The organism is Rhodococcus sp. NPDC077669 (assembly GCF_040686915.1).
GTDB classification, from domain to species: Bacteria; Actinomycetota; Actinomycetes; order Mycobacteriales; family Mycobacteriaceae; genus Rhodococcoides; species Rhodococcoides fascians.
Genome location: NZ_JBFBMD010000003.1, coordinates 285,734 through 310,113 on the forward strand (window position 1 = coordinate 285,734; position 24,380 = coordinate 310,113).

A 24,380-nucleotide genomic window follows, 5' to 3' on the forward strand; every position below is an offset into this window, starting at 1 on the left:
GACCGCTCAGGCAGCCGGGGTTCCTTCCGTCAAAGCCGTTGTAGCGGAACGTCGTACGCCCTGGGGATCGACCCACTCGACGACGGCGACATCACCGGGGTGCCGTCCGATGAGGGCCTGGGCCAGATCCGAGGACGAACCGACACCGGCACCGTCGAAGGCGACGATCACATCGTCGCCGGACAGTCCGATTGCCGAGGCCGGAGAATCGGTAGCCACCGTCACCACCTCGGCACCCATCGCCGGCTTGTTGTCGAACACGGACACATCTCGCACCGACACCCCGAAGTACGGGGTCGGACCCACATGAACCGTCCCGCCGGACTGCCCCGTGACGACCTGATCGAGCACGGCAGCAGCCTCCGTGATGGGAACCGCATACGCCTCGGGGGCCTGCGGAGGCCTGCTCTCGGAGCCGGTGCGCGCCTCGTCCGAGAGGCCCGCTGTATTGACGCCCACCACACGACCCCAGGCATCGAACAGTGGGCCACCCGAATCACCCGCTCGCACATCGGCATCGACTCGAATCATCCGATCCAGAGTGTTCCGCGAACCGTCCACCGAACTACGGGTACGCACCTGCTGATCCAGAGCCGTCACCGCACCCGGGGCAGGCACCAGAACACCTGCGCCAGCAGCATTCCCGACGGCAGTGACCGCATCCCCCACCTCGGGAGGTGAGTCCGGAGCGAACTCGACCACCGGCAGGTCGGCCGCGGAAATCAACCGCATGACCGCCAGATCACGAGATTTGTCGTAACCGAGCACGGTGGCGTCGTAGATCAGTCCGTTGCCCATGTGCACGGCGCTGATCTCGGTCGCGTTTTCGACGACGTGGAAGTTGGTGAGCACCAGGCCGTCCGGGGCAACGACGAAGCCGGTACCTGCGACGCCGGAGTAGCCGGCGGTGGCGGAGATCGTGACGACGGTGGGGTTCACTCGCGCCGAGAGGTCCTCGAGAGTGAGCGGGGGCGGCTCGACGACGGGGATGGACGTGACCTCGGGGGCCTGCAGCTGGACGTCGGTGCCGACAATTCCGGGACTCAGCGGCGTGGCGAGGAACCAGACACCGGCGGCGACCAGCGTCAGTACCCACGCTCGCCCACCCGACTGCATGAAAATCGATTATGGTCCGATGCCGAGCGCCGTGCCAGTCAGTCTGCGATCACCGCTCGGGGAACGTCGGCGCGCAGTGTGAAGTCGGTGACGAATTCGCCGTCTTCGGGGCCGTATCGATTCTTGATGTCGTAGCTCTCGACGTCGAACGCGTCGAGGGACGGCGAATGGGTGGTGACGGCCATCGAGCCACCGTCGATATCGAACTGGAGCAGGCGTTGGAAGCCGGTGCTGCGTTCGCCGTCGACCTCGAAGTACTGGTAGTCGGCCAGCAGTTGCACGACGGTGCGGTCGGTCTCTCCCACGTGCTCGTCGACGACCGCGACCTGGCCGTCGACGTGCCCGGACAGGACGAGGAAGACGGTCTCGTGTGGAACGACCAGTCGATTCCAGATCTGTTGGCCGGAGCTCGACCCGATGTCGCCGAACCCCATCAGTTTCTTCTCGCCGAGTTCGTCGAGGTAGTAGTGCGTGCCGATGACGACATTGCGGTCGGGGTTCTCGTCGAGAACTCCCTCGGCCCACTGCATGACCTTTTCCGGCGGGTTGTAGCCGATGTACAGCATCAAGAACTTTGCTCCGGCAATATCGACCAGGTCGTAGTGCGCCGAATTGTCCTCGTCGGTGAACGAACCGCCCCAATAGGGTTGATCCCGATAACGCTGAGGGCCGAAGTACTCGTTGTAGAGCGCGTGGTTCTTCTCGTGCTCCCCCGGGACCAATTTGCCCGCAACGTTCCAGATGTTGTCGTGGTTACCGGGCAGAACCCCGTGGGCGATGCCGGCATCCTCGAGGATCTGCATCGATTCGCTGGCGGCCTCGAACTCCTTGCGCGCCTGAGTATCCGGACGCCCCGGGCTGATCCAGCTCTGAATCAGGTCGCCGGTGTGCATGCTGTAGTCGATCTTCAGCTCGTCGGCGTTGTCGGCGGTCCACTGCGTCATCTCCGAATACACACCGGGATCGTCGCGGGCTATGTACTGCGTGTCGGTGATGTGCTGAAGCGCGAAATCGTACGTGCTCGGATCGGCGAAGCTGCTGTCGGGGCGCGCGTTGGTCTCGGCGAACGAACGATCCGCTCGGGGACTGTCGATGACCAGTACTTCGACAGTGCCTCTCTCGGTGGAGATCTCGGCACTCAATTCCACCGAACCGCCGGGCGCAACCGGGTCGGCCGTCGCAATGGCCGGACCCCACGTGTTGCCCGACTCGTTCCACACATGCAACGCCAGATCGTTCGTGTTCACCGATCTGCCCGACCATGTCAGTGTCGCCGTGTCCGTACCGGGCGCGAACGTAGCGGTGTAGCGGAGGTAGGGGTATTCGTCCCACCCCGAGGTACGCATCTCCGTCGTCGACGACTCGACACCGACCTCGTGAGTCGGCGGATTCGGCGCGTCTGCGACACCCGCGACCATGGACGTGGTGATCGCCGCGGGCACCGTCGTCAACCCGATCCCCGGTACCGCAGCCGCTTGGCGAGGCGTCGGCTGGTCGCGGCGCTCGGCAGCCGCATCGGCACCGGTGAGGGCGAGCAGCACACAGGTCAGCGCCAAGGAGCCGAATGCCGATGGGCGCTTCATGCCATCGAGGTTACCGATACCAGCGCCGGAGCCGCGGAAACCGCAGGGCTGCCCGGCTACAGTCGGCTCATGTCCGCGCAGCATCGCCCTCGGGTTCTGATCGGTATCTCCGGCTGGACGTACGCGCCGTGGCGAGGGGATTTCTACCCGAGCGGTCTCGCGCATCGCAAGGAACTCGGGTACGCGTCCGAGCACCTGACGTCGATCGAGATCAACGGCACGTTCTATGCGATGCAGAAGCCGTCGAGCTTCACCAAGTGGCACGACGAGACTCCGGATGACTTCGTGTTCTCCATCAAGGGTGGGCGGTACGTCACGCACATCAAGCGGCTCGTCGGCGTCGAGTCGGCATTGGCGAACTTCTTCGCCACCGGGGTCCTCACCCTCGGTGACAAGCTGGGGCCATTCTTGTGGCAGCTCCCACCCAATCTCGAGTTCGACGCGCAGAAGATGACGGACTTCTGCGCCCTGTTGCCCAGAACTGTCTCTGTAGCAGTAACTCTGGCGGAGTCGCGGGACGACAAACTGGCCGAGGATCGAGTGCTGTTGCCGGCTGCGTCGTCTCGGCCACTGCGGCACTGTATCGAGGCCAGACATGCAAGCTTCGCCTCCGACGAGGCAGTGGAACTGTTGCGCGAGAACGATATTGCGATCGTGGTTGCCGACACCGCCGGAAAGTACCCGTACATCGACACCCCCACAGCGGATTTCATGTATGCCCGACTGCACGGAGACGAAGAGTTGTACGCCAGCGGCTACACCGACGACGCTCTCGATCGATGGGCCACCAAGATCTCCGAGTGGACGTCGGCGGGCCGGGACGTCTTCGTGTACTTCGACAACGACATCAAGGGCTACGCACCCTTCGACGCCATGAAACTCATCGAGCGCGTCGGTAGCTGAGTATTCGTCTCTCTAGGATCGAAGCTAGAGGAGCGAATACTCGTGTAGCTACTGACTCGATGCAGGTAGAGCCTCTGCGACACGTGAAAGGCTGCGCGCCGCCGCGAGAATCGTCTCCACCTTGTCCGTCAAGGCGTCGCCCTCGAATGTCTCCACGCGGCCGCCGACGCTGATCGACGCGACGACCACCCCGTCGCGTCCGAGAATCGGTGCGCCCACCGCCGCGACGCCGGCCAGGTAGTCGGAGTTGCTCAGCGCGTATCCCTGCGTTCGGATCCGGTCGAGATGATCCATCAACTGGTCTGGTGACGTCAGTGTTCGGCTCGTGTATGCAGCAAGCTCTCCGCCGAGCCAGCGGTCGCGAATGCGAGCGGAGAACGCGAGCATCGCCATCGGCCCGGCCGTGGCGTGATACGGAAGAACGGATCCAATCGAAATGCCAGCTACCACAAGGGGATTGCTGCCCTCGTGGCGGTCGATGCACACCGCGCCCTCGTCAGCGGGAACCATCAGATAGGCGGTGTCGCCGAACTTTTGGGCGATGTCCGACAGATACGGCTGGGCGGCACCGCGGATGTCGAGCTGTGTCAACGCGGACGATCCGATCTCGAACACCGGCATGGCGATCCGGTACGAACCCTCCGCTGTTCTGTCCACCCAGCCGGCATGGATCAACGTCGTCATCAGGCGATGCACGGTCGTCTTGTTCATTCGACTCGCCGTCGTCAGGTCGTTGAGCGTCCACACAGGATGCGTCGTGTCGAAATGGTCGAGCAGAGCGCATGCCTTCACGACGGCACCGACGATGTCGCGGCCGGCCTGGGCGTCGGACTCGGTGGGAACTGCCACGAGTTGTTCCTTCCGGTCGGGTGGAGCGTCGTCGCCATCCTACGAACCGACGCGCGATGCGCTATCGATCCACGGGTATTGACTTGTGATCCGAGCCACTCTAAATTCGGAAGGCGTTCCGCAATACGAAACGGAGAGTGCTCGTGACGATGACTTTGAGAGGCCTGACCGAACAAGGCCTGGTGTATGCGCCCGGCGTCTGGGACGGGTTGACGGCCAAGCTGGCCGAGCAGGCGGGCTTCTCGGCGCTGTGCGCGTCCGGCTTCGCCGTATCGGCTGCGCTCGGACTGCCCGACGCCGAGCTCTACACCATGACCGAGAACCTGCAGGCCGTCCGGACCATTCGCGAGGCATCGTCTCTGCCCCTCGTCGCGGACATCGACACGGGCTACGGAAACGCCGTCAGCGCCGCGCGCACCGCGACGCGGTTCGCCGAGGCCGGCGTCCAGGGTGTGTTCATGGAGGACCAGCTGTCGCCGAAGAAATGCCCGATCTGCGTCGGCGAGCCGGTGGACTTGATCTCCGTCGAGGAGGCGTCGGGCAAGGTTCGGGCGGTGCGTGATTCCATGCCGGACGACGTTCTGCTCATCGCACGCACCGACGCACGTGGCGACGAGGCGATCATGCGCGCACAGGCCTACGTCGACGCCGGAGCCGACATGATCATGCCGGTGACGAAGACGTTCGAGACCGTCGAGCAGTGGGAGAACTGTCACCGAGCGGTCGGGGTTCCGCTGATGGCCACGCTCACCGCGTCGACCTGGACCGAGCGGGAGTTCACTCCGGAGGTTCTGGCACAGATCGGAGTGCGGCTGGCCCTGCTGCCCACTCAGGTGCTGATGGCCGCAACCGGTGCCGCACGCGAGACTCTGCGTCGCCTGGCCGCAGGCGAAGCTCCCGCCGACGTCAGTGCCGACGCGCTGCAGCACCACGAGTTCGTGGACCTCATCGGTTTTCCCGAAGTCGAAGCGCAGCAGCGTAAATACCTTCCTGCGGAGGCGAACCGATGACATCGGCCGCGTTCACGATGGTCGAGAAGATCCTCGGTAGGACCTGTGGCGGTGACCCAGTGCGTGCCGGTGAGAACCATGCGGTACGACCGGCGCGGATGATCGCGTACGACTTTCCCGGGTACACCGATGTGATGTTCCGGCAGATGCGCGACGACTTCGGTATCACCTCACTCGAGGACCCGTCTCGGTACGTCGTCTTCATCGATCACATGTTGACCAAGCGCAACGACCGGGAACAAGAAGTACACCAGGTCACCCGAGACTGGTGCGAGTACTACGGAATCGAGCTGCACGAGGGCCGCGGCATCGGGCACCAACTCACCGCCGAACTCGGCCTGGCCATCCCCGGTGACTTCCTCGTCCACTTCGACGGTCACATCAGCGGAATCGGCGCGTTCGGTGCGTTGGGCTGGGGTATCCGCCGAGATCTGATCGAGGCATGGGTGACCGGCCAACTCTACGTGGACATTCCAGCGACCACGCGGTTCGACCTGTACGGAGAATTCGCGCCGGGAGTGGACAGCCGCGATCTGGTGCACACCATCATCGACCTCGTCGGGGCAGACGGGTGCGCACACCAGGTGATGGAATTCGGTGGCCCCGGTGCCCGGTCGATGAAAATCGATCACCGGCAAGGATTGTGCGGCATGGCGATGTTCACCGGAGCCGTGTCCGCGATATTCGAACCGGACCAGACCTCACTCGACTACGCCAACGATGTTGCGCGACAGTCGTTCACACCGGTCTACCCAGACTCCGATGCGACCTACGCAGCTCGGCACACCATCGACCTCGCCCAGATCGTGCCGCAGGTCGTGCAGCCCGGCTCGGCGCGTGCAGCCAACACCCACACTGCAGCCGAACTCGCCGGCACTCCGATCACCAAGGCGTTCATCGGATCCTGTGCCAGTGGACGAATCGAGGATCTGCGGGCCGCGGCACTCGTGCTCGACGGACGCACCGTGGCTCCCGGTGTGGAGCTCAATGTCGTGCCCACGTCGCAGAAGGTGCACGATCAGGCCGAGCAAGAGGGGCTGCTCGACGTACTGCGCGCGGCGGGTGCGCACATTGCAGTGTCGAGCTGCGACTTCTGTTTCGGCTATCAGAAGCCGTTGGCGGCGGGCGAGAATTGCATATCGACCGGCGTGCTCAACATCTCCGGCCGGATGGGTAGCTCGGACGCCAACATCTACATGGGTTCTCCGTACACCGTCGCCGCCAGCGCGCTGGCCGGCACGATCCAGCAGGTGGGCTCGTGAGCGCCTACCCACCCCCGCCCGACGTCATCTCCGGCCGAGTTGCCTGGGTCTTCGGCGACGACTTCGACATCGATCTCGTTGTCGGCGTTGCGAATATCAAGTCGTACGATCCCGAGCATCTGAGGTCGGTCTGCATGACCGCATACGATCCGGGTTTCGTCGATCGCGTTCGGCCGGGCGACATCATCGTCGGCGGCCGCAACTTCGGGTACGGTCACCCGCACTATCCGCCGATGGTGGCTCTGCGCAACGCCGGTATCCAGGCCATCGTGGCCGAGTCGTTCTCGCCGGGGTTCTGGCGCGGAGAGACATTCAACGGAGTACCCCTCATCACCATTCCGGAAGTCTCCGGCGCGGTCGTCACCGGTGATACCGTCGAACTCGATTGGCGACGAGCAGCATTGACCACTGCCGATGGTCGATCCCTGGTGGGTAGTGCGCCCAGCCCTCGTACTGTCGCAGTCATCGAGGCCGGCGGATCGTACGAACTACTGCTGGCCGAACACCGAAGCAAGCAACCACTCACAGGACAGGGAACAGCGCGATGACGAACGTCGACCAGCCTTCTGCGGTCACCAGCGCACCGAAAGCCGACACCACCACCGCGCGCCGTGCCGCGCTCGCCGGTGGCGTCGGCACGCTCATCGAGTACTACGACTTCGCCGTCTACGGTTTTCTCGCCGTAGTCATTGCGCCACTGTTCTTTCCGTCCACCAGCCCCGGCGTGTCCATCCTCGCGACCCTGGCGGTATTCGGAGTCGCATACGTCGCACGTCCGCTCGGAGGAATCTTCTTCGGACGCCTCGGCGACAGAAAGGGTCGTCGACAGGCTCTGGTCGTGACGGTGGTCTGCATGGGCATCGCGTGCGGAGTCCTGGGAATGCTGCCCACACACTCGAGTGTGGGCGTGCTGGCACCGATTCTGCTCGTCATCATCCGACTCGCCCAAGGGTTCTCTGCAGGAGGTGAAATCGGTGGTGCAGCAACCTATATCGCAGAGTCTGCACCGCCGAACCGTCGCGGCTTCTTCGGGTCGTTCACGCCGGTCGGTTCCACCCTCGGATTCGCGGTCGCCGCAGCCGTTGTCGGAGTGGTCGCCCTCATCACCACCGACGACCAGATGTCGTCGTGGGGATGGCGCATTCCGTTTCTGCTTGCACTTCCCCTCGCTCTGGTCTGTCTGCGAGTGCGGCTGAAGCTGGAGGACAGCCCGGAGTTCGAGGAAATGGCGGCGAAGAACGAGGTTGCGAAAAGCCCGTTGAGCGATGTCGTGAAGAAGCAGCCGTGGTCGGTGCTGCGCGTCGTGGGCATCGCCATCGCGATGAACGGATCCGGTTACATCGGTCTGACGTACTTCAGCGTGTACCTGATCAACGACCTCGGATTCTCCAAGGACTCGGTCTACTGGACATCGGCGATCGCAATTGCGTTGGCCTGTGCGACCTTCCCGCTCAGCGGCATGCTCACCGACAGATTCGGGCGCAAACCGGTACTGCTCAGCGGCTACGTTGCATATGTCGTCATTGCGTTGCCGGTGTTCATGATCCTCGGCGCGACGTCGTCAATCATCGTGGTGGGCTGTGTGTACTTCGTCTACATGGTTCTCAACGGAGTCGTGCAGGTACCCGCGTTCCCACTGTTCACCGAGCTGTTCCCTCGGGCAGTTCGATACACCGGAGTGTCGTTGGGCTTCAACATCGGCACCATCGCCGCAGGCGGAACAGCACCGTACGTCGCTGCTCAACTGGTCGAGTCGACCGGCAACGCCATGTCACCCGCCTACTGGGTCATGGGTGTCTGCGTGATCGGCGTACTCACGGTGCTGACCATCAAGGAAACCGGACGCGAGAAACTCCCGGTGTAGTGCGGCGTAGATGCCGGCCGTAGTTCGAGACTCGCCCCACCACGTGCACTCGGCGTGGTGGGGCGTCCCGCGTGTGTGCGGTCGAGGACGCAGCCGACCGGGGTGACAAACGCGAGCGCACTTGCCAGATGCGCGCAAAATAGCGACGTGATCGGTGTCTACTTTGTGCGCGTCTGGCAAACGCGCGCGCGTTTGCGGAAATGGGGGCCGCTACCCCAGTATTCCGCACTCTTGCGTCAAAGCTAGATATGGATAGACAGCGCTACGGAGCGCAGAGGCGACGCACGGCGGCTTCGATTTTCGACGCCCGACGCTGAATTTCGGCGTCATCGGCAGGCTCGCAGTGCAGGCTCGGCGCGGTCATCCACGCCGAGGTGATGCCGAACATCATGGTGATCAGATCCTCGACGGTGAAGGCGTCGGAGATCAGTCCGTCTCGCTGGGCGTCGGCCATGGCCCTGTGTCGCTCGGCGATGACCGAGTGGATGTCGTCGGTGCCCGAGGTCGCCATACCGCCCTGCAGCTGGGTCCACAGCAGGAGTCGGTGCTCCTCGGGATGCGCAGCGAGGTGCAGGTATTCGCGCGCTGCGTACCCGCCGAGGTCGTCGACGGCGAAGGGTACTTCGTCGATGAACCGCGCGAACCCGTCCTCGACGACGGCCCGGAACAGGGCTTCTTTGTCGCCGAAGTAGGCGTACAGACGTTCCTTGCTGGCCTTGGCCGCGGCCGCGATCCGATCGACGCGGGCCCCGGCCAGCCCGTGTACCGAGAACTCGTCCCGGGCGGCGACGACGATGCGGGCGCGGGTCGCACTGGCGTCAGGTTTCATGGCGGTCACCATACCCCCAACCAACTAGTTCGTTTGACTATTGGTTCTGGGTCGCCTACCTTTTTGCTCGGGACATTTTTCGTGCCCAGAATCAACGAGTACGAGTGGGGTAGAAACATGTCGCAGCTCTCCGAGCGCGAAGCGCCGGATCTGAATCCGAACTACGAGCGCCGATGGCTGGTGCTGTGCATCGTCGCCATCACGCAGCTCACGATCGTGCTCGACGGCACGATCGTCAACATTGCGCTGCCGCAGGCTCAGCTGGACCTGGGCATCAGCGACAGCAGCCGCGCCTGGGTCATCACCGCCTACGCGTTGTCGTTCGGCGCACTGCTGCTGCTCGGCGGACGCATTGCCGACTACTGGGGACGCAAGCGCTCGTTCATCGTCGGCATGGCAGGCTTCGCCGTTGCCTCCGCTATCGGCGGACTCGCTCAGGAAGGCTGGCAGCTGTTCATCGCGCGCGCCGGCCAGGGTGTGTTCGCTGCACTGCTCGCCCCGGCAGCACTGGCCATCCTGACGGTGACGTTCACCGACACCAAGGAACGCGCCAAAGCGTTCGGCGTCTTCGGCGCCATTGCCGGTGGCGGCGCAGCGGTCGGCCTACTCCTCGGCGGAGTGCTCACCGAATACGCGAACTGGCGCTGGTGCCTGCTGGTCAACATCCCGGTCGCAGTGTTCGCCATCGCCGCAGCGGTGCCGCTGGTGAAGGAGAGCAAGGCTCACGGAGACACCCGCTACGACCTGCCCGGCGCGATCCTCGTCGCTCTCGGTCTGGCCTCGCTGGTCTACGGCTTCACCGAGGCCGAAGACGGCTGGGCGACGGTACCCACCATCTCGTTCATCGCGCTCGGCCTCGCTCTGCTGGCCGCGTTCGTCGTCGTCGAGTCCAAGTCCGCCAACCCGCTGCTGCCCTTGAGTGTGTTGCTCGACCGTGACCGCGGTGCCGCGTACATCGGCTCGGCCGTCATCGGCGCTGCCCTGCTCGGTGGCACGTTGTACCTCACGTTCTACTTCCAGATCGTGCTGGAGATGAGCCCGGTCATCGCCGGCGTCGCGTCGCTGCCGATGACCGGCGGCATCCTGATCACGGCCGCGCTCGCTTCTGCGCTCGTGCCGAAGATCGGACCCAAGCCGCTGATGGCCGTCGGTCCGGTCGTGTCCGCAGTCGGCCTGCTGCTGCTGACCCAGATCGGCGTCGACACCTCGTACTTCACGCACGTCCTGCCGGGCGTCGTGCTGCTCGGCCTCGGCCTCGGTCTGCTGATGGTTCCGATGCAGAACGTCGCACTGATCGGCGTTCCCGATCACGACGCAGGTGCCGCATCGGCGCTGATCAACGCCACCCTGCAGGTCGGTGGTGCACTCGGTGCTGCGGTGTTCACCACCGTCTACACCTCGTCGAAGACCTCGTACCTGGCCGAGAATCCGGCACCGACTCCGCCCGCCGGAGTTCCCGCGGAAGCTCTCGCCGGCCAGGAAGTGCCCAGCGACGAGATGTTGGCCGCGCTGCCGGAGCCGATCCGCAACTTCGTGCTCGCGACCATCGACCACGCGTTCTCGGCCGAGGTCTCCGGCTACGCCTGGGCATTCGGTACCGCCGCGATCCTCGTCGCGCTGGTGAGCCCGGTCGTGTTGCTGCTCGTCCGCGCGAAGAAAGACGACCTGCCCGTCGGCGACACCCCGGTACATATCGGATAACGCAGGCACGAACCGACAACCCCGCTGCTCAGCCGTCGAGCAGCGGGGTTGACGTTCTTCGAAGGCATCGTCAGTCCGGGTCGATTGCTTCGGCCTGCGCGGTGAGCAACATGTGCAGCAGCTCGGGAGGCAATGCCATCGGAGGCATCGCGCCGAGAGTGATGGAGTTGTCGGAGTCGCCGTTCAGTTCCTCCACCTCGTCGTGCAGGCTTTCCATCTTCTCGTCCAGCGTGTTGGCCGTCTCGGCGGCCTCGGTCAGTTCCGCCAACAGGGTGGGCGGAATCTGGCCGCGGTACTTGTAGAAGATCTTGTGCTCGAGGCTCGCCCAGAAATCCATGGCAATCGTGCGGATCTGGAGTTCGACCAAGACCGGTTGGACGCGATCGGACATGAACACCGGAACTTCGACGATGAGGTGCAAACTCTTGTAGCCGTTGGCTTTCGGGTTCGCGATGTAATCCTTGACCTCGACGACTCGAACGTCGGTCTGACTACTGAGCATGTCCGCGATGCGGTAGGTGTCGGAGATGAAGCTGCACGTGATGCGGACACCTGCGACGTCGAAGATGTTCTCGCGAATGGCGTCGAGCGTCAGTGCGCACTTCTTGCGCTGAGCCTTGTCGACGATGCTCTCGGGCGTCTTGAGTCGCGACGAGACATGCTCGATGGGGCTGTAGCGGTGGATGTGAGTGAATTCCTGCTTCAGGATGTTGATCTTGGTGATCAGTTCGTCGATTCCGAACTTGTAACTCATCATGAAGCGGGTGAAATCGTGCCTCAGCTGCACCAGGTCGACGACGGCTTCACTGTTGCTCATGCCCCCGATTGTCCACGATCGCCGGACGTGACCGCGCCGCGCGAGAATCGAAGCTGGCGTCGCTGCACGTGGCACCGAGTTCTGGGGTGAACCGCACGAGATTGCACCTCTGGCACTGATGGGTACGGTGATGCCCCCGCTCACACGAGCAAGCACGCGAACCCACCAGTACCGAACCGGCGACAAGCGGATGGCCGTTGGTGCAGTGAGTAGGTGCTCGTTCTGCCCACCGATCGCCGACGCGGTAGAGCGAGCCGGCAACCGGGTCGGTGTCGCGCTCGTCGGATGCCATCGCGCGCAACCGCCTTCGACACTGTCTACCGCCCGATTTGGACCGCCCGAAGTGGCTCCGCTGGCCGCATCGCCAACTCCGGGGGCCCGCTCAGACTAACAGAAATCGAACGTATGTTCTAACGTGGATGTCAAAACCACGTCTTGCGGCCACCGACTGCGCGCCCCATCGAACCGAGCAACGTCAGAACCGCGCCGACGACCACCAGAATGATGCCGATAGTCGTCAAAATTGAAATGCCGGCGAAATAGCCGATGAGGGCGAGGATGATTCCGAGAACGATCATGACTACTCCTGGTGCCAAAGTGAGCCCACTATCGACGAATTGTCGATGGGACCGAACCTACTCGGGCGCGTGGACGATTGCTCACAATTGTCGCTATTTTCCGGCATCCACTTTCGCCGCGAGGAAAGCCTCCGGATCGATCAGATCCGCCTGCCCCACGATCGATCCCAGATCCGCGATGCGCTCGATCCCGGTGAGCACCATCTCCTCCTCGACGGTGCCCTCGGCGTAGCCGTAGTAGCAGGTCGACGTGGTGTGGTTGTGGTCCTTGTCGATGCGGTTGGCGCGGCCCTCGATCTGCCTGATGTCGATGGGTGTCCACCGAGGATCGTGAATCAGCGTCACGCGCGGTGCGAGTGTGGAGACCGTCCCCTCCGGGAGCAGTAACTCGTTGGTGTGCAGGTTGATCGCGCTCGTGGTGGTCGAGACGATGACCGACGCGTCGCCGGTCTGAAATCGGCGAATCGACGCCTCCTGCTCGGGACTGCTCATGCTCCCGTCGACCACGGCGACCTCGAGCCCCTCGTCTCGAAGTGTCTGGGCCAGAGCAGCGACCGACTCGCGGTAGAACATCGAGACGAACACCTGATTGCCTGCCTTGACCCACGTCCGGACTTGATCCGCAGACGCGGGAATGCGCAGGTACGAGCACTTCTGGCGAAATCGCAGCGTCGCCGCACGGGTACTCGGATTCTTCTGCAGCACTCGCTTTCCGCCGACGGCCTTCCAGATCGGCAGGCCGACTTCCTTGCGGTAGTCCACCCACGCCGAGTTGTACAGCCGCTTCTGCGCGGCCGTGAGTTCCTGACCGAGGGGCTCCCGCGGCGTCGGTGGGGACGGCCGCGAAATAGACCACGGCACAGCGCCTCCCGACAACCAGCCGTGCACAGACGCGATGTCGCGGGCTCGCTTCGTCGCGTCCTCGGGCTCCCACCGCCACGTGGTCAACCCCGTCGTCGCCTTGCCTGCCTTGACGGCGAAGCCGGACTCGATGAGGAACTCCGCCCACTTCATCGTCACGGCATAGCCGAGATACTCGTCGTCACCGAGGATCTCGACGCCGCGGCTGCGTTCCACGGCACGGGCCATGTACGCGAAATGCAGCGGCTGATAGCCGGGAGTGGCAGACATCCACACGACGGATCGAGCCGCCTCCTGATACCGCCAGAGGATCTGCGACTGCTGCGACTCGATGTTCATCAACGCATGCGACTCGTCGGCGATCACCACGTCGATGTCGAACCGCAGCTCTCCCAGCGAGATGGTCCGCTTGTTCTGCGTCCGTTTACGTTTGCCCAGATCGGTCTCGGGGGGAACCGACAGCAGCTTCTTGGTGGACTGATAGGTGATCAGCAACCAACGCTTGCGGTCGGACGGCTCGATGTCGGCCTCGCTGTCTGCAATGGTGCGACGCCACCCCGGCAGCGCACCCTTGGGTGCCACCACCAGAACCGTGCCGATCTCGGCGGCCGACATCTGCCGCACGGCCTCGCACACGGCCAACGTCTTACCCAGACCCGTCGAATCCATCTGCGCGAAGTACGGGAAGCCGGCGTCGAGCGCGGCCAGATGGCGTCGGACCGATTCGAGTTGGGTGTCGCGAGGCTGCATCGCCCGTTCGCGCACCTCTTCGTCGCGCCAACTGTCGTTCGCGTCGTCCTCGAGCCACCGCTGCAGGCTGTGCGGCATCGATTCGTACGGCTGCAGGTACTCGGGCAGTTCGGTTCCGTAATACGCGAACACGCGCGGTCCGGGGTACCAGCGCGCCCCCGCTGCGCCCGCCGCGGACCGATCCTCGAACGGCACGTCCAACACCCAGACGCGCTCGCCGGGATCGGGCACCCGAAGATCGGGGGCGGCGGACTTACGGGGCGAGGTCTTGCGCGGGGCTGCTCTCTTGCGAGGTGCGGCCTTCTTCGGGGCAGCTTTCTTCGCCGCAGGCTCACCGTTCTTCGCAGCCGCGAACTTTCGCGCAGCGCTGCTCTGCCCGGCCTTGACGGTGCGGGCAGTGGTGGATCGGGCAGTGCGTTTACGAGGTGGCATCGGATCCAGTCTGTCGTACGGTGTGCACGAACACCGTAAAGGAGCCCTGTGACATACCCGAACGACCCGCGCGCCGTAGTTCTCGTCCACGACCGGGACCCGTCCCTGGCGCGTCGCGATATCGGCACCCTCGCCGCCGAATTGCGCACCAGGGGTTTCCTGTTGGACGTGCATTCCTTCGACCACAGTCCCGATGTCGCACCACCGACGCTGTCCGACGCGCAGGTGGTCGTGGTCATGGGCTCACCCGACGCTGCGTACGACGACACCCTGACGTGGCTCGCGCCGGAGATCGCGTACGTGCAGCAGGCGATCGATGCGCAGGTCCCGGTTCTGGGTGTGTGCTTCGGCGGCCAGTTGCTTGCTCGCGTGCTCGGCGGATCCGTCCGCAAGTCCGAGTACCCCGAGTACGGATTCGTCGACGTCGAGACCTCCGATCCCGAGCTCGTCGCCTCGGGCCCGTGGATGGAATTCCACGGCGACACGTTCGTCGCGCCGCCGGAGGCCACGGTCATCGCCCGCAACGCGGCTGCGCAGCAGGCCTTCGTCTGCGGCCCGCACCTCGGGTTGCAGTTCCACCCCGAGATCGACCTCGACACCTACGATGCATGGGCGGCCGCGTGGGACCGCGACGGCGTCGAACACGCGGTGGACGTGCACCAGATCAGGCAGGACATTGCCGACTCCGAAGCTGCAGCTCGTGAGCGGTGCTCGGCGCTGCTGGACGCATTTCTCGCCCGATCCTCGGCGGTGCCCCGGTAGGGTCGAACGATGACCGAGGCCAGGCCCAGCAACTTCAGCGATCACCAGCTCGGCATCTACGCCGCCGGAATGTTCGCCCAGCAGACACCGTCGATCACCACCAACCTGGCGAGGCTGGAGGACCAGGCTGCCGAGAAGCTCTCGCCTGAGGCGCTCGGCTACATCGTCGCCAGCGCGGGCAGTGGCTCGACGGCGCGGGCGAACCGGGCCGCCTTCGACAGGTGGGCCATCACGCCGCGGATGCTGCGCAGCTCGGCCTCGCGTGATCATGCGTGCACCGTGCTCGGCACCGACATGCCTGCACCGCTGCTGATCGCGCCGGTGGGCATTCAGACTCTCGCCCATCCCGACGGTGAACTCGCGACGGTTCGCGCGGCTGCGGAACTCGGTGTGCCGTACATACATTCGACGCAGGCCTCGCATTCGTTCGAGCAGATCGCCGAGGCGGGCGGAGATGCGCCGCGCTGGTATCAGTTGTACTGGCCGACGGACGAATCGGTACTGCTGAGCTTCCTGCAGCGTGCGAAGGACACCGGATTCACCACGTTGGTGCTGACGCTCGACACGACGTTGCTGGGCTGGCGGCCCGCCGATCTCGACCGCGGGTACCTCCCGTTCTTGGCGAACCTCGGCATCGAGAACTATCTGAGCGATCCGGCGTTCCAAGCCGGACTCGCTCAGCCCGTCGAGGAGAATCCCGTTGCAGCCGCGATGCATTGGGCGCAGATGTTCCCCAACCCGGGGCTGTCGTGGAAGAACCTGGCGTTCCTGCGCGAGCATTGGGACGGCCCGATCGTGCTCAAGGGCATCTGCACCGTCGGCGACGCCCGAGAAGCGGCCGCCCACGGAGTCGACGGCATCGTCGTCTCCAACCACGGCGGTCGTCAGATCGACGGTGCCAGGCCGTCTCTCGACGCATTGCCGTCCATCGTGGATGCGGTCGGTGACGAACTGACGGTCCTGTTCGATTCGGGTGTACGGACCGGCGCGGACATGGCCAAGGCGCTTGCGCTCGGTGCCGATGCGGTTCTTCTCGGCCGCCCGTTCCTGTACGGTCTCGCCCTCGGCGGGCAGGAGGGTGTTGCACACGTACTACGTTGCCTACTGGCCGAATTCGACTTGGTGACCAGCCTGTCCGGTCATACCGGCGCGGGCGAGCTCGGTCGCGACTCGATCGAGGCGTCCTGATGGAGTGGACGAAGCACGCCATCTGGTGGCACCTGTACCCGCTCGGCTTCACCGGTGCGCCGGTGCACGGATGGGACGGTGAATCCCAATCGGATCTGCACCGGCTGAACAGAATCGAGAAGTGGCTCGACTACGCCCTCGAACTCGGCGCGTCGGGCATCGCCCTCGGTCCGATCTTCGAGTCGGAGAAGCACGGCTACGACACTGTCGACTACTACCACGTCGACGGTCGGCTCGGCACCGACGAGGATATCGATTCGCTGATCGCTGCGGCGCATTCCCGCGGTCTGAAGGTGATGTTCGACGGCGTCTTCAACCATGTGGCGCAGAGCTTTCCGAAGTTCCGTGAGGCTCTGGCCGAGGGCCCGGACTCCGAGGCCGCGGGGTGGTTTCACCTCGACTGGTCCGGGGACGAGCCGACGCACCGCAACTTCGAGGGCCACGACGAATTGGTCGCACTCAACCACGAGAGCCCGCACGTGCAGCAGTACGTCGTGGACGTGCTCTCGCACTGGCTCGAACGCGGCGTCGACGCCTGGCGGCTCGACGCGGCCTACGCGGTACCGCCGCGCTTCTGGGCCGCGGTACTGCCGAAGGTTCGCGAGAAGCATTCGGACGCATACTTTCTCGGCGAGGTCATCCACGGTGACTACGACCGGATCGTCTCGGCCTCCACGTTGGACTCGGTCACCCAGTACGAGCTGTGGAAGGCGATCTGGAGTGGGCTGAGCGAGAAGAATTTCTTCGAGCTCTCGCATGCCCTCGAGCGTCACAACGGTTGGCTCGACGCCTTCGTGCCCGCCACGTTCGTCGGAAATCATGACGTCAATCGCATCGCCAGCGTCATCGAGGACGAGCGACATCTGCTGCACGCGTTGGTGGTTCTGTTCACCGTGGGCGGGATGCCGATGATCTACTACGGCGACGAGCAGGCATTCCGCGGTATCAAGGAAGATCGCGTCGGCGGTGATGACGAGGTGCGTCCCGAATACCCGGACACTTCCGAGGATCTCGCCCCGTACGGCTGGCCCGTCTACCGAGTGCATCAGGAGCTGATCGCAGTTCGGCGTCGCAATCCGTGGTTGTACTCCGCGCGCACCGAGACGCTCGAGCTCACCAACACCGCGCTGCTCTACCGCGTGTACGCGGACGACAATTCCATGACGGTGGCGCTCAACCTCGGCGACGAGGCCATCGACTACCCGGCCCAGGGCAGCGAAGTACTGGCCGGTGAGGCGCACCTGAACGACGGACGGGTAAGCGTTCCTCCCCACGGCTGGGCTGTCATCGGCTGATCGCTGCATACGGTTGTGTTCGGCTGTCTACGTCGAGCGCAAGAAAGCAGTAGAGAGACCTACAGGTACAGTCGACTGCGACACGGGGTGCCCGTCAGGGCTGAGATCACACCCGTCGAACCTGATCTGGTTAGGACCAGCGAAGGGAATGTCGTGATGTCTCGGTATTTCCTGTCCCTCGTGACGGTCCCGACCTCGAACGAGAGGCGTAGCGCATGAGACTCGACGAGCAGACAGTGTTGGTCACCGGCGGTGGACGCGGGCTGGGAGCATCGATCGCCGCGGCGTTCGCCGGTGAGGGCGCGCGTGTGGTCATCGACTACCGCACCAGCAAAGAGGCAGCGGAGGCGTTGGCGGACAGGCTCGGCGACCGTGCATTCGCGGTTCAGGGCGACGTGACCGACGAGAGCGCGGTGGCCTCGGTGTTCGACTCGGCCCGTGCGCATTTCGGCACCCCGATCACCACCGTCGTCAACAACGCACTGGCCGATTTCTCGTTCGACGGGGATGCTCGACCGAAGGCCGACACCATCACCTGGGAGCGGTTCGACGCTCAGCTGCGAGGCAGCGTTCGCGCGGCACTGCTCACCACGCAGGCGGCCCTGCCGGGAATGCGTGAGGCGGGCTTCGGTCGAATCATCAACGTGGGCACCAACTTGTTCCAGAATCCGGTGGTGCCGTACCACGACTACACCGCCTCCAAGGCCGCCCTGCTCTCGCTGACGCGCACGTTGTCGGTGGACCTGGGCGCGGACAACATCACCGTCAACATGGTCTCGGGCGGACTGCTGCGTACCACCGACGCCAGTGCCGCGACCCCGGCCGAGGTGTTCGACTTCATCGCGGCCTCGACCCCGCTGCAACGCGTCACCACGCCCGAGGAGTTCGCCGACGCTCTGCTGTTCTTCGCCTCCCGGTGGGCGCGGTCGGTAACCGGTCAGAACCTCGTTGTCGACGGCGGTTTGGTCAAGAACTGACATGCACCTCAACGCTTTTCTGTACGGCTGCGGGCATCACAGCGCAGCGTGGCGGCATCCCGATTCGCGGGTGGAGGACCTGGGCAACATCGCGTACTACGAGGAACTTGCGCAGCTGGCCGAACGGGGAAAGTTCGACGCGGTGTTCTTTGCCGACGGGCATTCCGTGCGCGATCCGGCCGGCGCAGGAACCTGGTTTCTCGAACCGATCACGGCGCTGTCGGCCATGGCCAGAGCGACCACCCACATCGGTCTGGTCACGACTGTGTCGTCGACGTTCTACACCCCGTTCCATGCCGCGCGCATGCTGGCGTCGTTGGACCACATCAGCGGCGGCCGAGCCGGCTGGAACGTCGTCACCTCCATGTTCGACGCCGAAGCACGCAATCACGGAATGGACACCATCCCGGCTCGCGAGGAGCGCTACGCGCGCGCCGAAGAATTCGTCGATACGGCTCTGGCACTCTGGGATTCGTGGGATGCCGATGCGTTGACGCTCGATCGGACGGGGATGTACGCCGATCCGGCCAAGGTGCACTCCATCGATCACGACGGCAAACATTTTCGCGTTGACGGCCCGCTGACAGTACCGCGTTCGCCGCAGGGCAGGCCGGTTCTGTTCCAGGCCGGTGCGTCGGGACCGGGGCGTGATCTCGCGGCGAAGTACGCCGAGGCGATCTACGCCGTCGCCTACGATCTCGTTGCCGCGCAGAACTATTACGAGGACGTGAAGGCGAGAATCGATGGAGCCGGTCGTGACAGTGCGGCAGTGGGCATCATGCCGGGTTTGGTGACGTACATCGGATCGACGATGGAGGAGGCTCACCGGAAGAAGGCCGAACTGGACGTCTTGCTGCCGACGGAACAATCCCTGGCGATGCTCTCGACGTTCACCGGACAGGATTGTGCTGCCTGGGAACTCGATGAACCCGTACCGCCGCTGCCACCTGCGGCCGAGTTCACCGGACCGCAGGGTCGGTACGAGACCATCCTGCGCATCGTCGAGAAGGACCGGCCCACCGTGCGTCAGTTGCTGGGCACCCTCGCGGCCGGTGGCGGGCACGCCACGATGATCGGCACACCGGATTCCATCGTCGACGAGATGGAATCGTGGATCGGCCGCGGTGCCGATGGATTCAACCTGATGTGCCCGCGCTACCCCGACTCACTCGCCGACTTCGTCGAACACGTGGTCCCGATCCTGCAGCAGCGCGGCCTCTTTCGATCCGAATACACGTCGTCAACGCTGCGCGGGCATCTGACCGTATGACCTGAAGGTTCAGTCCAGCGAGTCGATGAATTCCCTCGTCAATCGGGCAATGTCGTCTGCATGGGAGATCGGCGACCAGTGTCCGGCCGGAATGTCGTTGCGCGTGAGGTTCTTCACCCACTTGCCGGTGTCGTCGTAGTGGTACGGCCGCACCGCGACGTCCTCGGTGTTGACGATGAGGTGCACCGGGATGTCGATGTATCGATCCCGCGGATTGGTCAGCAGCGGAATGATGTTGGCGCGGTACAGGTTGGTGCCGTTGGTTGCGTCCGACCACAGCGTGGGGTTCTGGGTGACGAGCTTCGGATCGACGCCCGAGAACTCCTGGAGGAATGCCGGCCAGCCCTTGGCGAACTGTCGCTTGATGCGCAGCGTCGAGAGTCCGGGGATGTGGAAGGTGACGGTGTACCAGGACGCTCGGGTCTGCGCGAGAACCTGCTTGATGCCGGTGAGGGTGGGACGACGCAGGCGCGACTGCGACCACTTTCCGAGGTGATCGAGGTTAGGTCCCGAAATCGATGTGTACGAACGGATTCGATCCTTCGCCTGGGGCTGGGCTGCAGCCTCCCATACCTCGACGGCGCCCCAGTCGTGCGCGAGCACGTGAACGGGAGCGTCGGGGCTGACCGCATCTGCGACGGCATAGAAGTCCGCCGCCAACCGGGCCAACTTGTACGCCGACTGCTCGGCGGGCACCGTGCTCTCGCCGGCTCCACGCGAGTCGTAGCTGATCACCCGAAAACGGTCTTCGAGTTGCGGCACGATGTGGCTCCACAGTTCGTGAGTATCGGGCCACCCGTGAACGAGGACGATGGGTTCGCCCTCGGGGTTTCCGCTCTCGAACACCGCCAGCCGAATGCCTTCGTTGACGACCGTCGTGCGAACTGCGTTGCTGCTCACTGTCTTTCCGTTCTATAGATCGAGTACGAGACGGGCGCTTCGAGCACGCGAGACGCAGATGAGCATGTGGTCGCGCTGCTCTTCCGGCGTCAGCCGTGTTTCGAGGTGCTCGGGTTCGCCGGACAGCACCCGCACCTTGCAGGTACCGCAGAAGCCCTGTTGGCACGAGTACGCGATATTGGGCTTCTGTTCCTTGACTGCGGTCAACACGGAGGCATCGGCAGCCACGTCGAGCACAGCGCCCGTGCTGATCAGCTGCACCTCGAACGGTGTGCCATCGAGGATCGGCGGCGGACCGAAGCGCTCGAAATGCAATGCGGTGGCAGGGCACTGGCGGAAGTCGCGGCGGACGGCGTCGAGCATGGGGGTAGGACCGCAGCAGTAGACGGCACCGCCTGCGGGTGCGCGCTCGAGCAATTCACCCTCGGTGGGGTACCCGTGCACGTCGTCGGTCCGGACGAACACGCGATCCGATTCCCAGCTCTCGATCTCGTCGAGAAAAGGCATCGTGTCCCGGGAGCGACCGCAGTACACGAATTGCCAATCCATCCCGAGGATCCGTGCGGCACGGACCATCGCGATGATGGGGGTGATGCCGATGCCGCCGGCGACGAACAGCGCGCTGCCCTCGGCGACGAAGGGAAAGCCGTTCCGTGGGCCGCGTACGGTGACCTCGGTTCCGGGCTCGAGTGCATGCATCTCGATGGATCCACCTGCGCCGGTGGGGATTCGACGCACGGCGATCCGGTAGCAACTGCGGTCGGACGGATCGCCGCACAGCGAGTACTGCCGACGGCGACCCGACGGCAGATGTAGATCGAGGTGGCAGCCGGGATGCCAGGTCGGCAGCTGCTCCCCCGTCGGCGAGGCGAGGGTCAGAGCGGCGACGTTCTCGTCCTCGGCGATGATCTCGCGGTCGACGACCACCAACCGCAGCGCGGAATCGGGATTGTGGCCGGCTACCGCGTCGTCGTACTCCTTGCCGGCAGTCGCATGCATGTAGCCGTTGAGGAACGTTCCGAGCATCTGCATCGAGCGATCGGCGCGAGGGCGTCCGCGCAGATCCGGTGGCGCGTCCTTGGGCAACAGCCGCGGAACGCGACCCGTCGAGAGCCTCACCGCGCCGCAGCCTGCGCGGCCGGGGACGACGCCAGGTAGCGCACGGCCTGAGCCGTCGAGCCTTCCTGGCTCGGGTGATACGACTTCTTCAGGTAGCGAGACATACTGCGGCCGACGTGCGTCAGCGCCGGCAGCGTGCCGCGGCGAACAGACTTGCGCCACAGGGCCGATCGGGGCTTGCGGACCGACTTCGGCGCGCTCTGCAGCTCGGGGTCGTTCTTCATCAGGAAGATGATGCCGCGCATCCAGATGTACCCCATCAACGGAACGACCACGACGAACGTGCGCAGGCGACGTACCTCGCGCTTGTCGAAGTAACGAAGGGTGTCGTACGCAACCGAGCGGTGTTCCACTTCCTCGGCACCGTGCCACCGCAGCAGATCGAGCATCGTCGGATGGATGCCGGCTCGGTCCAGACCGTCGGCATTGAGTACCCAATCACCGAGGAACGCCGTCACGTGCTCGATGGCCGCGATGAGGGCCAGCCGCTCGACGAGGTTGTTCTTCGATCGCAGACTCGTCACCGAATCCGATCCGAGGACCTTGCCGAAGGCCCATTCCATCTGATCGGTGAACGGAGTGGGGTCGAGTCCGTTGTTCTGCAGATGCACGAGGACGCCGGTATGAGCCTCGGCGTGTACGGCTTCCTGCCCGATGAAGCCGATGACGTCGTCACGCAGCTTCTCGTCGTCGATGTAGGGCAGAGCTTCTTTGAATGTGTCGACGAACCAGTGTTCACCGGCGGGGAGTATCAGGTGCAGCACGTTGAGAACGTGGGTGGTGTACGGATCGCCGGGCACCCAGTGCATCGGCAGATCGCTCCAGTCGAACTTGACGTTCCTGGCCTGAAGCATCACTTCGCCCGGATCCGATGCGACGGCGTTGCGCTCGTTCATCGAGTCGACCTCCTCCACGTCCGCGATGTGGCCGCTGCCACAGTGCGCGACTTAGTATAAACACCGGTTACAGGTAAAAGGAACCGTGTCGGTGGACAGTGAGAGACTTCTGTGATGACTGACCCCTCCCCAGCGGCTGTTCCCCCGAGCAGCGTGTCCGTGGCCTGGCCCACCGAGTGGCCCGTCGATGTGCGTCGAATCGCGGACGCCACAGTCGATGCCCTTGCTGCTGTCGTGGCGCAGGATCCGATCGCGTTCGACGAGGCCGTCGAACTGTTGGACCGCTCGGACGCGGCCAAGGCCGGGAACGTGCATGCGGAGATGGTACGGAGTTTGCTCGAAGAGGTATACAACGATGGCTTGACCGGGGATAACGTCCAGGAAGTACTCGGCCGAACCGTCCGCGGAGCCGAGTGGCTTCCGAGCGTGGACATCGCCGGATTCGTCGAAGTGCTCACCGGCGCGCTGGGTGTGACGGACGTCGACGAACAGTCACGTTCGCGGCCGCGGCCTGCGCACGCCCTGCTGGTGGTGGCGGATCTGCTCGCGATTCGTCGAAGCCGCGCCGAAACGTATGTGCGCCGCGCACTGGCCGAAATTCACCGCGCGCAGACAGTGGAGATGCCCTAGCAAGATATTCCCCTCTCTTGCGCCGATGCTAGAGAGTCGTAGAAGGCACTACCGACGCCGACGGCGAACTCGAAGTTATGGACACTTTTCGACGGATTTTCGGCCTCAACTTCGAGTTCGCGGGGTCGGCTGCAGCTACCGGTGCAGCAGATTGGCCCCGGCGACGATGGCCCGGATCGACGACAGGGTTGCGTCGGGCTCGATGGACATCGACCATTCGCGGCGACCGTCGTGCTCGGCCAGGACGAAGGTGGCGGTCTCGTCGCCGATGCGCTGTTGGTGGAACGAGAGGATCTCGATGCGGAATCCGGCGTCGTGGAGCATCGACGTCAACGCCTCGATCGGTCCGTATGTTGTTGTGGCACAAGCGAAGATGGTGTCACCGATACCGAAGGTGGCGTCGAACGACATCTTGCCCCCGGTGGCCCCAGTGCCGGACCAGGAGCCCAGTCGGAGAGGCCCGGTGGTGGGCGAGAAGCGGTCGAGGAAGGCCGTCCACGACATGTGTTGCCCGGTGATCTCGTCGCGCATCGTGCGCGGCAGGGCGCAGCCGAAACGGGCATGGAACGGATCGGTGGCGTAGGTGGAAGCAAGTGAGTTCATGAGGGTGGTCTTCCGAATGTGAAGGGAGGACCGAGAGAGCACGACGACCCGCAGCGAGGGGTCGGTCCGAATCAGACCCCGCTACGGCGGCGTACTACGAGAATGCGCTTCACGGAGCCGACAGTAGCCCCGGCCTCGGGCGTCCCGCAAGTATCGAACGAATACGGATCTCTAGGACACGAGCT

General features: G+C 64.3%; 23 protein-coding genes and 1 riboswitch. Of the genes, 12 read left to right on the forward strand and 11 right to left on the reverse strand.

What is annotated here, in order from left to right:
- Positions 1-6 precede the first annotated feature (6 nt).
- Together AB0P23_RS05850 and AB0P23_RS05855 are read right to left on the reverse strand one after the other, a co-directional pair.
- The gene (locus AB0P23_RS05850) at positions 7-1,116 is read right to left on the reverse strand and encodes a trypsin-like peptidase domain-containing protein (RefSeq protein WP_363797021.1); all 1,110 of its coding nucleotides are present in this window, start codon (positions 1,114-1,116) and stop codon (positions 7-9) included.
- 38 nt (positions 1,117-1,154) lie between these two features.
- The gene (locus AB0P23_RS05855; protein ID WP_363797023.1) at positions 1,155-2,699 is read right to left on the reverse strand and encodes a metallophosphoesterase; all 1,545 of its coding nucleotides are present in this window, start codon (positions 2,697-2,699) and stop codon (positions 1,155-1,157) included.
- A 69-nt stretch (positions 2,700-2,768) separates the two neighbouring features.
- Between AB0P23_RS05855 and AB0P23_RS05860 the strand changes: the two genes are divergently transcribed.
- The gene (locus AB0P23_RS05860) at positions 2,769-3,602 is read left to right on the forward strand and encodes a DUF72 domain-containing protein (RefSeq protein ID WP_283550291.1); all 834 of its coding nucleotides are present in this window, start codon (positions 2,769-2,771) and stop codon (positions 3,600-3,602) included.
- 48 nt (positions 3,603-3,650) lie between these two features.
- On the opposite strand, the gene AB0P23_RS05865 is transcribed toward AB0P23_RS05860, so the two are convergent.
- The gene (locus tag AB0P23_RS05865; protein WP_032382426.1) at positions 3,651-4,451 is read right to left on the reverse strand and encodes an IclR family transcriptional regulator; all 801 of its coding nucleotides are present in this window, start codon (positions 4,449-4,451) and stop codon (positions 3,651-3,653) included.
- A gap of 149 nt (positions 4,452-4,600) precedes the next feature.
- Between AB0P23_RS05865 and AB0P23_RS05870 the strand changes: the two genes are divergently transcribed.
- Genes AB0P23_RS05870 through AB0P23_RS05885 form a run of 4 tightly spaced genes read left to right on the forward strand, consistent with a single transcriptional unit; the run spans position 4,601 to position 8,587 of the window.
- On the forward strand, positions 4,601-5,461 hold the full coding sequence (locus AB0P23_RS05870; protein ID WP_283550318.1) for an isocitrate lyase/PEP mutase family protein: 861 nt from the start codon (positions 4,601-4,603) through the stop codon (positions 5,459-5,461).
- 17 nt (positions 5,462-5,478) lie between these two features.
- On the forward strand, positions 5,479-6,723 hold the full coding sequence (locus AB0P23_RS05875) for an aconitase family protein (protein WP_032385139.1): 1,245 nt from the start codon (positions 5,479-5,481) through the stop codon (positions 6,721-6,723).
- Positions 6,720-7,271 (forward strand): 3-isopropylmalate dehydratase, encoded by a 552-nt coding sequence (locus AB0P23_RS05880; protein ID WP_032373495.1) that lies wholly within the window; start codon positions 6,720-6,722, stop codon positions 7,269-7,271. Before AB0P23_RS05875 ends, AB0P23_RS05880 begins: the two co-directional genes overlap by 4 nt.
- Positions 7,268-8,587, forward strand: coding sequence for an MFS transporter (locus tag AB0P23_RS05885; RefSeq protein ID WP_032407875.1), 1,320 nt, complete (start codon positions 7,268-7,270; stop codon positions 8,585-8,587). Before AB0P23_RS05880 ends, AB0P23_RS05885 begins: the two co-directional genes overlap by 4 nt.
- Positions 8,588-8,849: 262 nt before the next feature.
- Here the strand turns inward: AB0P23_RS05885 and AB0P23_RS05890 are convergent, their stop codons facing one another.
- Positions 8,850-9,416, reverse strand: a complete 567-nt coding sequence (locus tag AB0P23_RS05890) for a TetR family transcriptional regulator (protein ID WP_027495174.1) — start codon at positions 9,414-9,416, stop codon at positions 8,850-8,852.
- A gap of 117 nt (positions 9,417-9,533) precedes the next feature.
- Here AB0P23_RS05890 and AB0P23_RS05895 point away from each other — a divergent pair, with 117 nt between their 5' ends.
- The gene (locus tag AB0P23_RS05895; protein ID WP_032382430.1) at positions 9,534-11,117 is read left to right on the forward strand and encodes an MFS transporter; all 1,584 of its coding nucleotides are present in this window, start codon (positions 9,534-9,536) and stop codon (positions 11,115-11,117) included.
- Positions 11,118-11,187: 70 nt separating this feature from the next.
- Here AB0P23_RS05895 and AB0P23_RS05900 read toward each other — a convergent pair whose 3' ends face one another.
- The 3 genes from AB0P23_RS05900 to AB0P23_RS05910 all read right to left on the reverse strand — a co-directional run bounded on the left by AB0P23_RS05900 (position 11,188) and on the right by AB0P23_RS05910 (position 14,555).
- A complete protein-coding gene (locus AB0P23_RS05900) occupies positions 11,188-11,934 on the reverse strand; it encodes a GTP pyrophosphokinase family protein (protein ID WP_363797026.1) in 747 nt (248 codons plus the stop codon).
- A 422-nt stretch (positions 11,935-12,356) separates the two neighbouring features.
- Positions 12,357-12,512 carry a DUF6131 family protein gene (locus tag AB0P23_RS05905; protein WP_094611554.1) on the reverse strand — a complete coding sequence of 52 codons (156 nt, stop codon included), beginning with the start codon at positions 12,510-12,512 and terminating at the stop codon, positions 12,357-12,359.
- 93 nt (positions 12,513-12,605) lie between these two features.
- Positions 12,606-14,555 carry a DEAD/DEAH box helicase gene (locus AB0P23_RS05910; protein ID WP_287452190.1) on the reverse strand — a complete coding sequence of 650 codons (1,950 nt, stop codon included), beginning with the start codon at positions 14,553-14,555 and terminating at the stop codon, positions 12,606-12,608.
- 48 nt (positions 14,556-14,603) lie between these two features.
- On the opposite strand from AB0P23_RS05910, the gene AB0P23_RS05915 reads away from it, so the two are divergent.
- From AB0P23_RS05915 to AB0P23_RS05935, 5 genes are all read left to right on the forward strand, one after another.
- Entirely contained in the window at positions 14,604-15,317 is a 714-nt protein-coding gene (locus tag AB0P23_RS05915; protein ID WP_032382432.1) for a type 1 glutamine amidotransferase, read from the forward strand.
- 9 nt (positions 15,318-15,326) lie between these two features.
- Positions 15,327-16,505 carry an alpha-hydroxy-acid oxidizing protein gene (locus AB0P23_RS05920; RefSeq protein WP_027495180.1) on the forward strand — a complete coding sequence of 393 codons (1,179 nt, stop codon included), beginning with the start codon at positions 15,327-15,329 and terminating at the stop codon, positions 16,503-16,505.
- A complete protein-coding gene (locus AB0P23_RS05925) occupies positions 16,505-17,800 on the forward strand; it encodes an alpha-amylase family glycosyl hydrolase (RefSeq protein WP_287452194.1) in 1,296 nt (431 codons plus the stop codon). The genes AB0P23_RS05920 and AB0P23_RS05925 overlap by 1 nt, the downstream gene beginning before the upstream one ends.
- A gap of 73 nt (positions 17,801-17,873) precedes the next feature.
- A riboswitch (TPP riboswitch) is annotated at positions 17,874-17,966 on the forward strand.
- Between the two features lie 49 nt (positions 17,967-18,015).
- Positions 18,016-18,777 (forward strand): 3-oxoacyl-ACP reductase, encoded by a 762-nt coding sequence (locus AB0P23_RS05930; RefSeq protein ID WP_287452196.1) that lies wholly within the window; start codon positions 18,016-18,018, stop codon positions 18,775-18,777.
- 1 nt (position 18,778) lies between these two features.
- The gene (locus tag AB0P23_RS05935) at positions 18,779-20,047 is read left to right on the forward strand and encodes an LLM class flavin-dependent oxidoreductase (protein WP_363797030.1); all 1,269 of its coding nucleotides are present in this window, start codon (positions 18,779-18,781) and stop codon (positions 20,045-20,047) included.
- A gap of 9 nt (positions 20,048-20,056) precedes the next feature.
- Here AB0P23_RS05935 and AB0P23_RS05940 read toward each other — a convergent pair whose 3' ends face one another.
- The 3 genes from AB0P23_RS05940 to AB0P23_RS05950 form a co-directional block, all read right to left on the reverse strand.
- The gene (locus AB0P23_RS05940) at positions 20,057-20,947 is read right to left on the reverse strand and encodes an alpha/beta fold hydrolase (RefSeq protein ID WP_287453225.1); all 891 of its coding nucleotides are present in this window, start codon (positions 20,945-20,947) and stop codon (positions 20,057-20,059) included.
- A gap of 12 nt (positions 20,948-20,959) precedes the next feature.
- The gene (locus AB0P23_RS05945) at positions 20,960-21,979 is read right to left on the reverse strand and encodes a PDR/VanB family oxidoreductase (protein WP_230595202.1); all 1,020 of its coding nucleotides are present in this window, start codon (positions 21,977-21,979) and stop codon (positions 20,960-20,962) included.
- Positions 21,980-22,062: 83 nt separating this feature from the next.
- Positions 22,063-22,962, reverse strand: coding sequence for a metal-dependent hydrolase (locus AB0P23_RS05950; protein ID WP_206497431.1), 900 nt, complete (start codon positions 22,960-22,962; stop codon positions 22,063-22,065).
- Between the two features lie 114 nt (positions 22,963-23,076).
- On the opposite strand from AB0P23_RS05950, the gene AB0P23_RS05955 reads away from it, so the two are divergent.
- Positions 23,077-23,592, forward strand: a complete 516-nt coding sequence (locus tag AB0P23_RS05955; protein WP_287453227.1) for a hypothetical protein — start codon at positions 23,077-23,079, stop codon at positions 23,590-23,592.
- 135 nt (positions 23,593-23,727) lie between these two features.
- Here the strand turns inward: AB0P23_RS05955 and AB0P23_RS05960 are convergent, their stop codons facing one another.
- Complete coding sequence (locus tag AB0P23_RS05960; RefSeq protein ID WP_045841606.1) at positions 23,728-24,195, reverse strand: 2-isopropylmalate synthase; 468 nt, start codon at positions 24,193-24,195, stop codon at positions 23,728-23,730.
- Between the last annotated feature and the right edge of the window lie 185 nt (positions 24,196-24,380).

What these genes read in the sequence shown, in the direction of transcription:
- AB0P23_RS05890 (WP_027495174.1), bottom strand. Translation starts at nt 9,416, where the DNA reads ATGAAACCTGACGCCAGTGCGACCCGCGCCCGCATCGTCGTCGCCGCC.
- AB0P23_RS05875 (WP_032385139.1), top strand. Translation starts at nt 5,479, where the DNA reads ATGGTCGAGAAGATCCTCGGTAGGACCTGTGGCGGTGACCCAGTGCGT.
- AB0P23_RS05945 (WP_230595202.1), bottom strand. Translation starts at nt 21,979, where the DNA reads ATGCAGATGCTCGGAACGTTCCTCAACGGCTACATGCATGCGACTGCC.
- AB0P23_RS05900 (WP_363797026.1), bottom strand. Translation starts at nt 11,934, where the DNA reads ATGAGCAACAGTGAAGCCGTCGTCGACCTGGTGCAGCTGAGGCACGAT.
- AB0P23_RS05955 (WP_287453227.1), top strand. Translation starts at nt 23,077, where the DNA reads ATGACTGACCCCTCCCCAGCGGCTGTTCCCCCGAGCAGCGTGTCCGTG.
- AB0P23_RS05920 (WP_027495180.1), top strand. Translation starts at nt 15,327, where the DNA reads ATGACCGAGGCCAGGCCCAGCAACTTCAGCGATCACCAGCTCGGCATC.
- AB0P23_RS05960 (WP_045841606.1), bottom strand. Translation starts at nt 24,195, where the DNA reads ATGAACTCACTTGCTTCCACCTACGCCACCGATCCGTTCCATGCCCGT.
- AB0P23_RS05855 (WP_363797023.1), bottom strand. Translation starts at nt 2,699, where the DNA reads ATGAAGCGCCCATCGGCATTCGGCTCCTTGGCGCTGACCTGTGTGCTG.
- AB0P23_RS05870 (WP_283550318.1), top strand. Translation starts at nt 4,601, where the DNA reads ATGACTTTGAGAGGCCTGACCGAACAAGGCCTGGTGTATGCGCCCGGC.
- AB0P23_RS05905 (WP_094611554.1), bottom strand. Translation starts at nt 12,512, where the DNA reads ATGATCGTTCTCGGAATCATCCTCGCCCTCATCGGCTATTTCGCCGGC.
- AB0P23_RS05935 (WP_363797030.1), top strand. Translation starts at nt 18,779, where the DNA reads ATGCACCTCAACGCTTTTCTGTACGGCTGCGGGCATCACAGCGCAGCG.
- AB0P23_RS05910 (WP_287452190.1), bottom strand. Translation starts at nt 14,555, where the DNA reads ATGCCACCTCGTAAACGCACTGCCCGATCCACCACTGCCCGCACCGTC.
- AB0P23_RS05895 (WP_032382430.1), top strand. Translation starts at nt 9,534, where the DNA reads ATGTCGCAGCTCTCCGAGCGCGAAGCGCCGGATCTGAATCCGAACTAC.
- AB0P23_RS05925 (WP_287452194.1), top strand. Translation starts at nt 16,505, where the DNA reads ATGGAGTGGACGAAGCACGCCATCTGGTGGCACCTGTACCCGCTCGGC.
- AB0P23_RS05950 (WP_206497431.1), bottom strand. Translation starts at nt 22,962, where the DNA reads ATGAACGAGCGCAACGCCGTCGCATCGGATCCGGGCGAAGTGATGCTT.
- AB0P23_RS05930 (WP_287452196.1), top strand. Translation starts at nt 18,016, where the DNA reads ATGAGACTCGACGAGCAGACAGTGTTGGTCACCGGCGGTGGACGCGGG.
- AB0P23_RS05885 (WP_032407875.1), top strand. Translation starts at nt 7,268, where the DNA reads ATGACGAACGTCGACCAGCCTTCTGCGGTCACCAGCGCACCGAAAGCC.
- AB0P23_RS05850 (WP_363797021.1), bottom strand. Translation starts at nt 1,116, where the DNA reads ATGCAGTCGGGTGGGCGAGCGTGGGTACTGACGCTGGTCGCCGCCGGT.
- AB0P23_RS05860 (WP_283550291.1), top strand. Translation starts at nt 2,769, where the DNA reads ATGTCCGCGCAGCATCGCCCTCGGGTTCTGATCGGTATCTCCGGCTGG.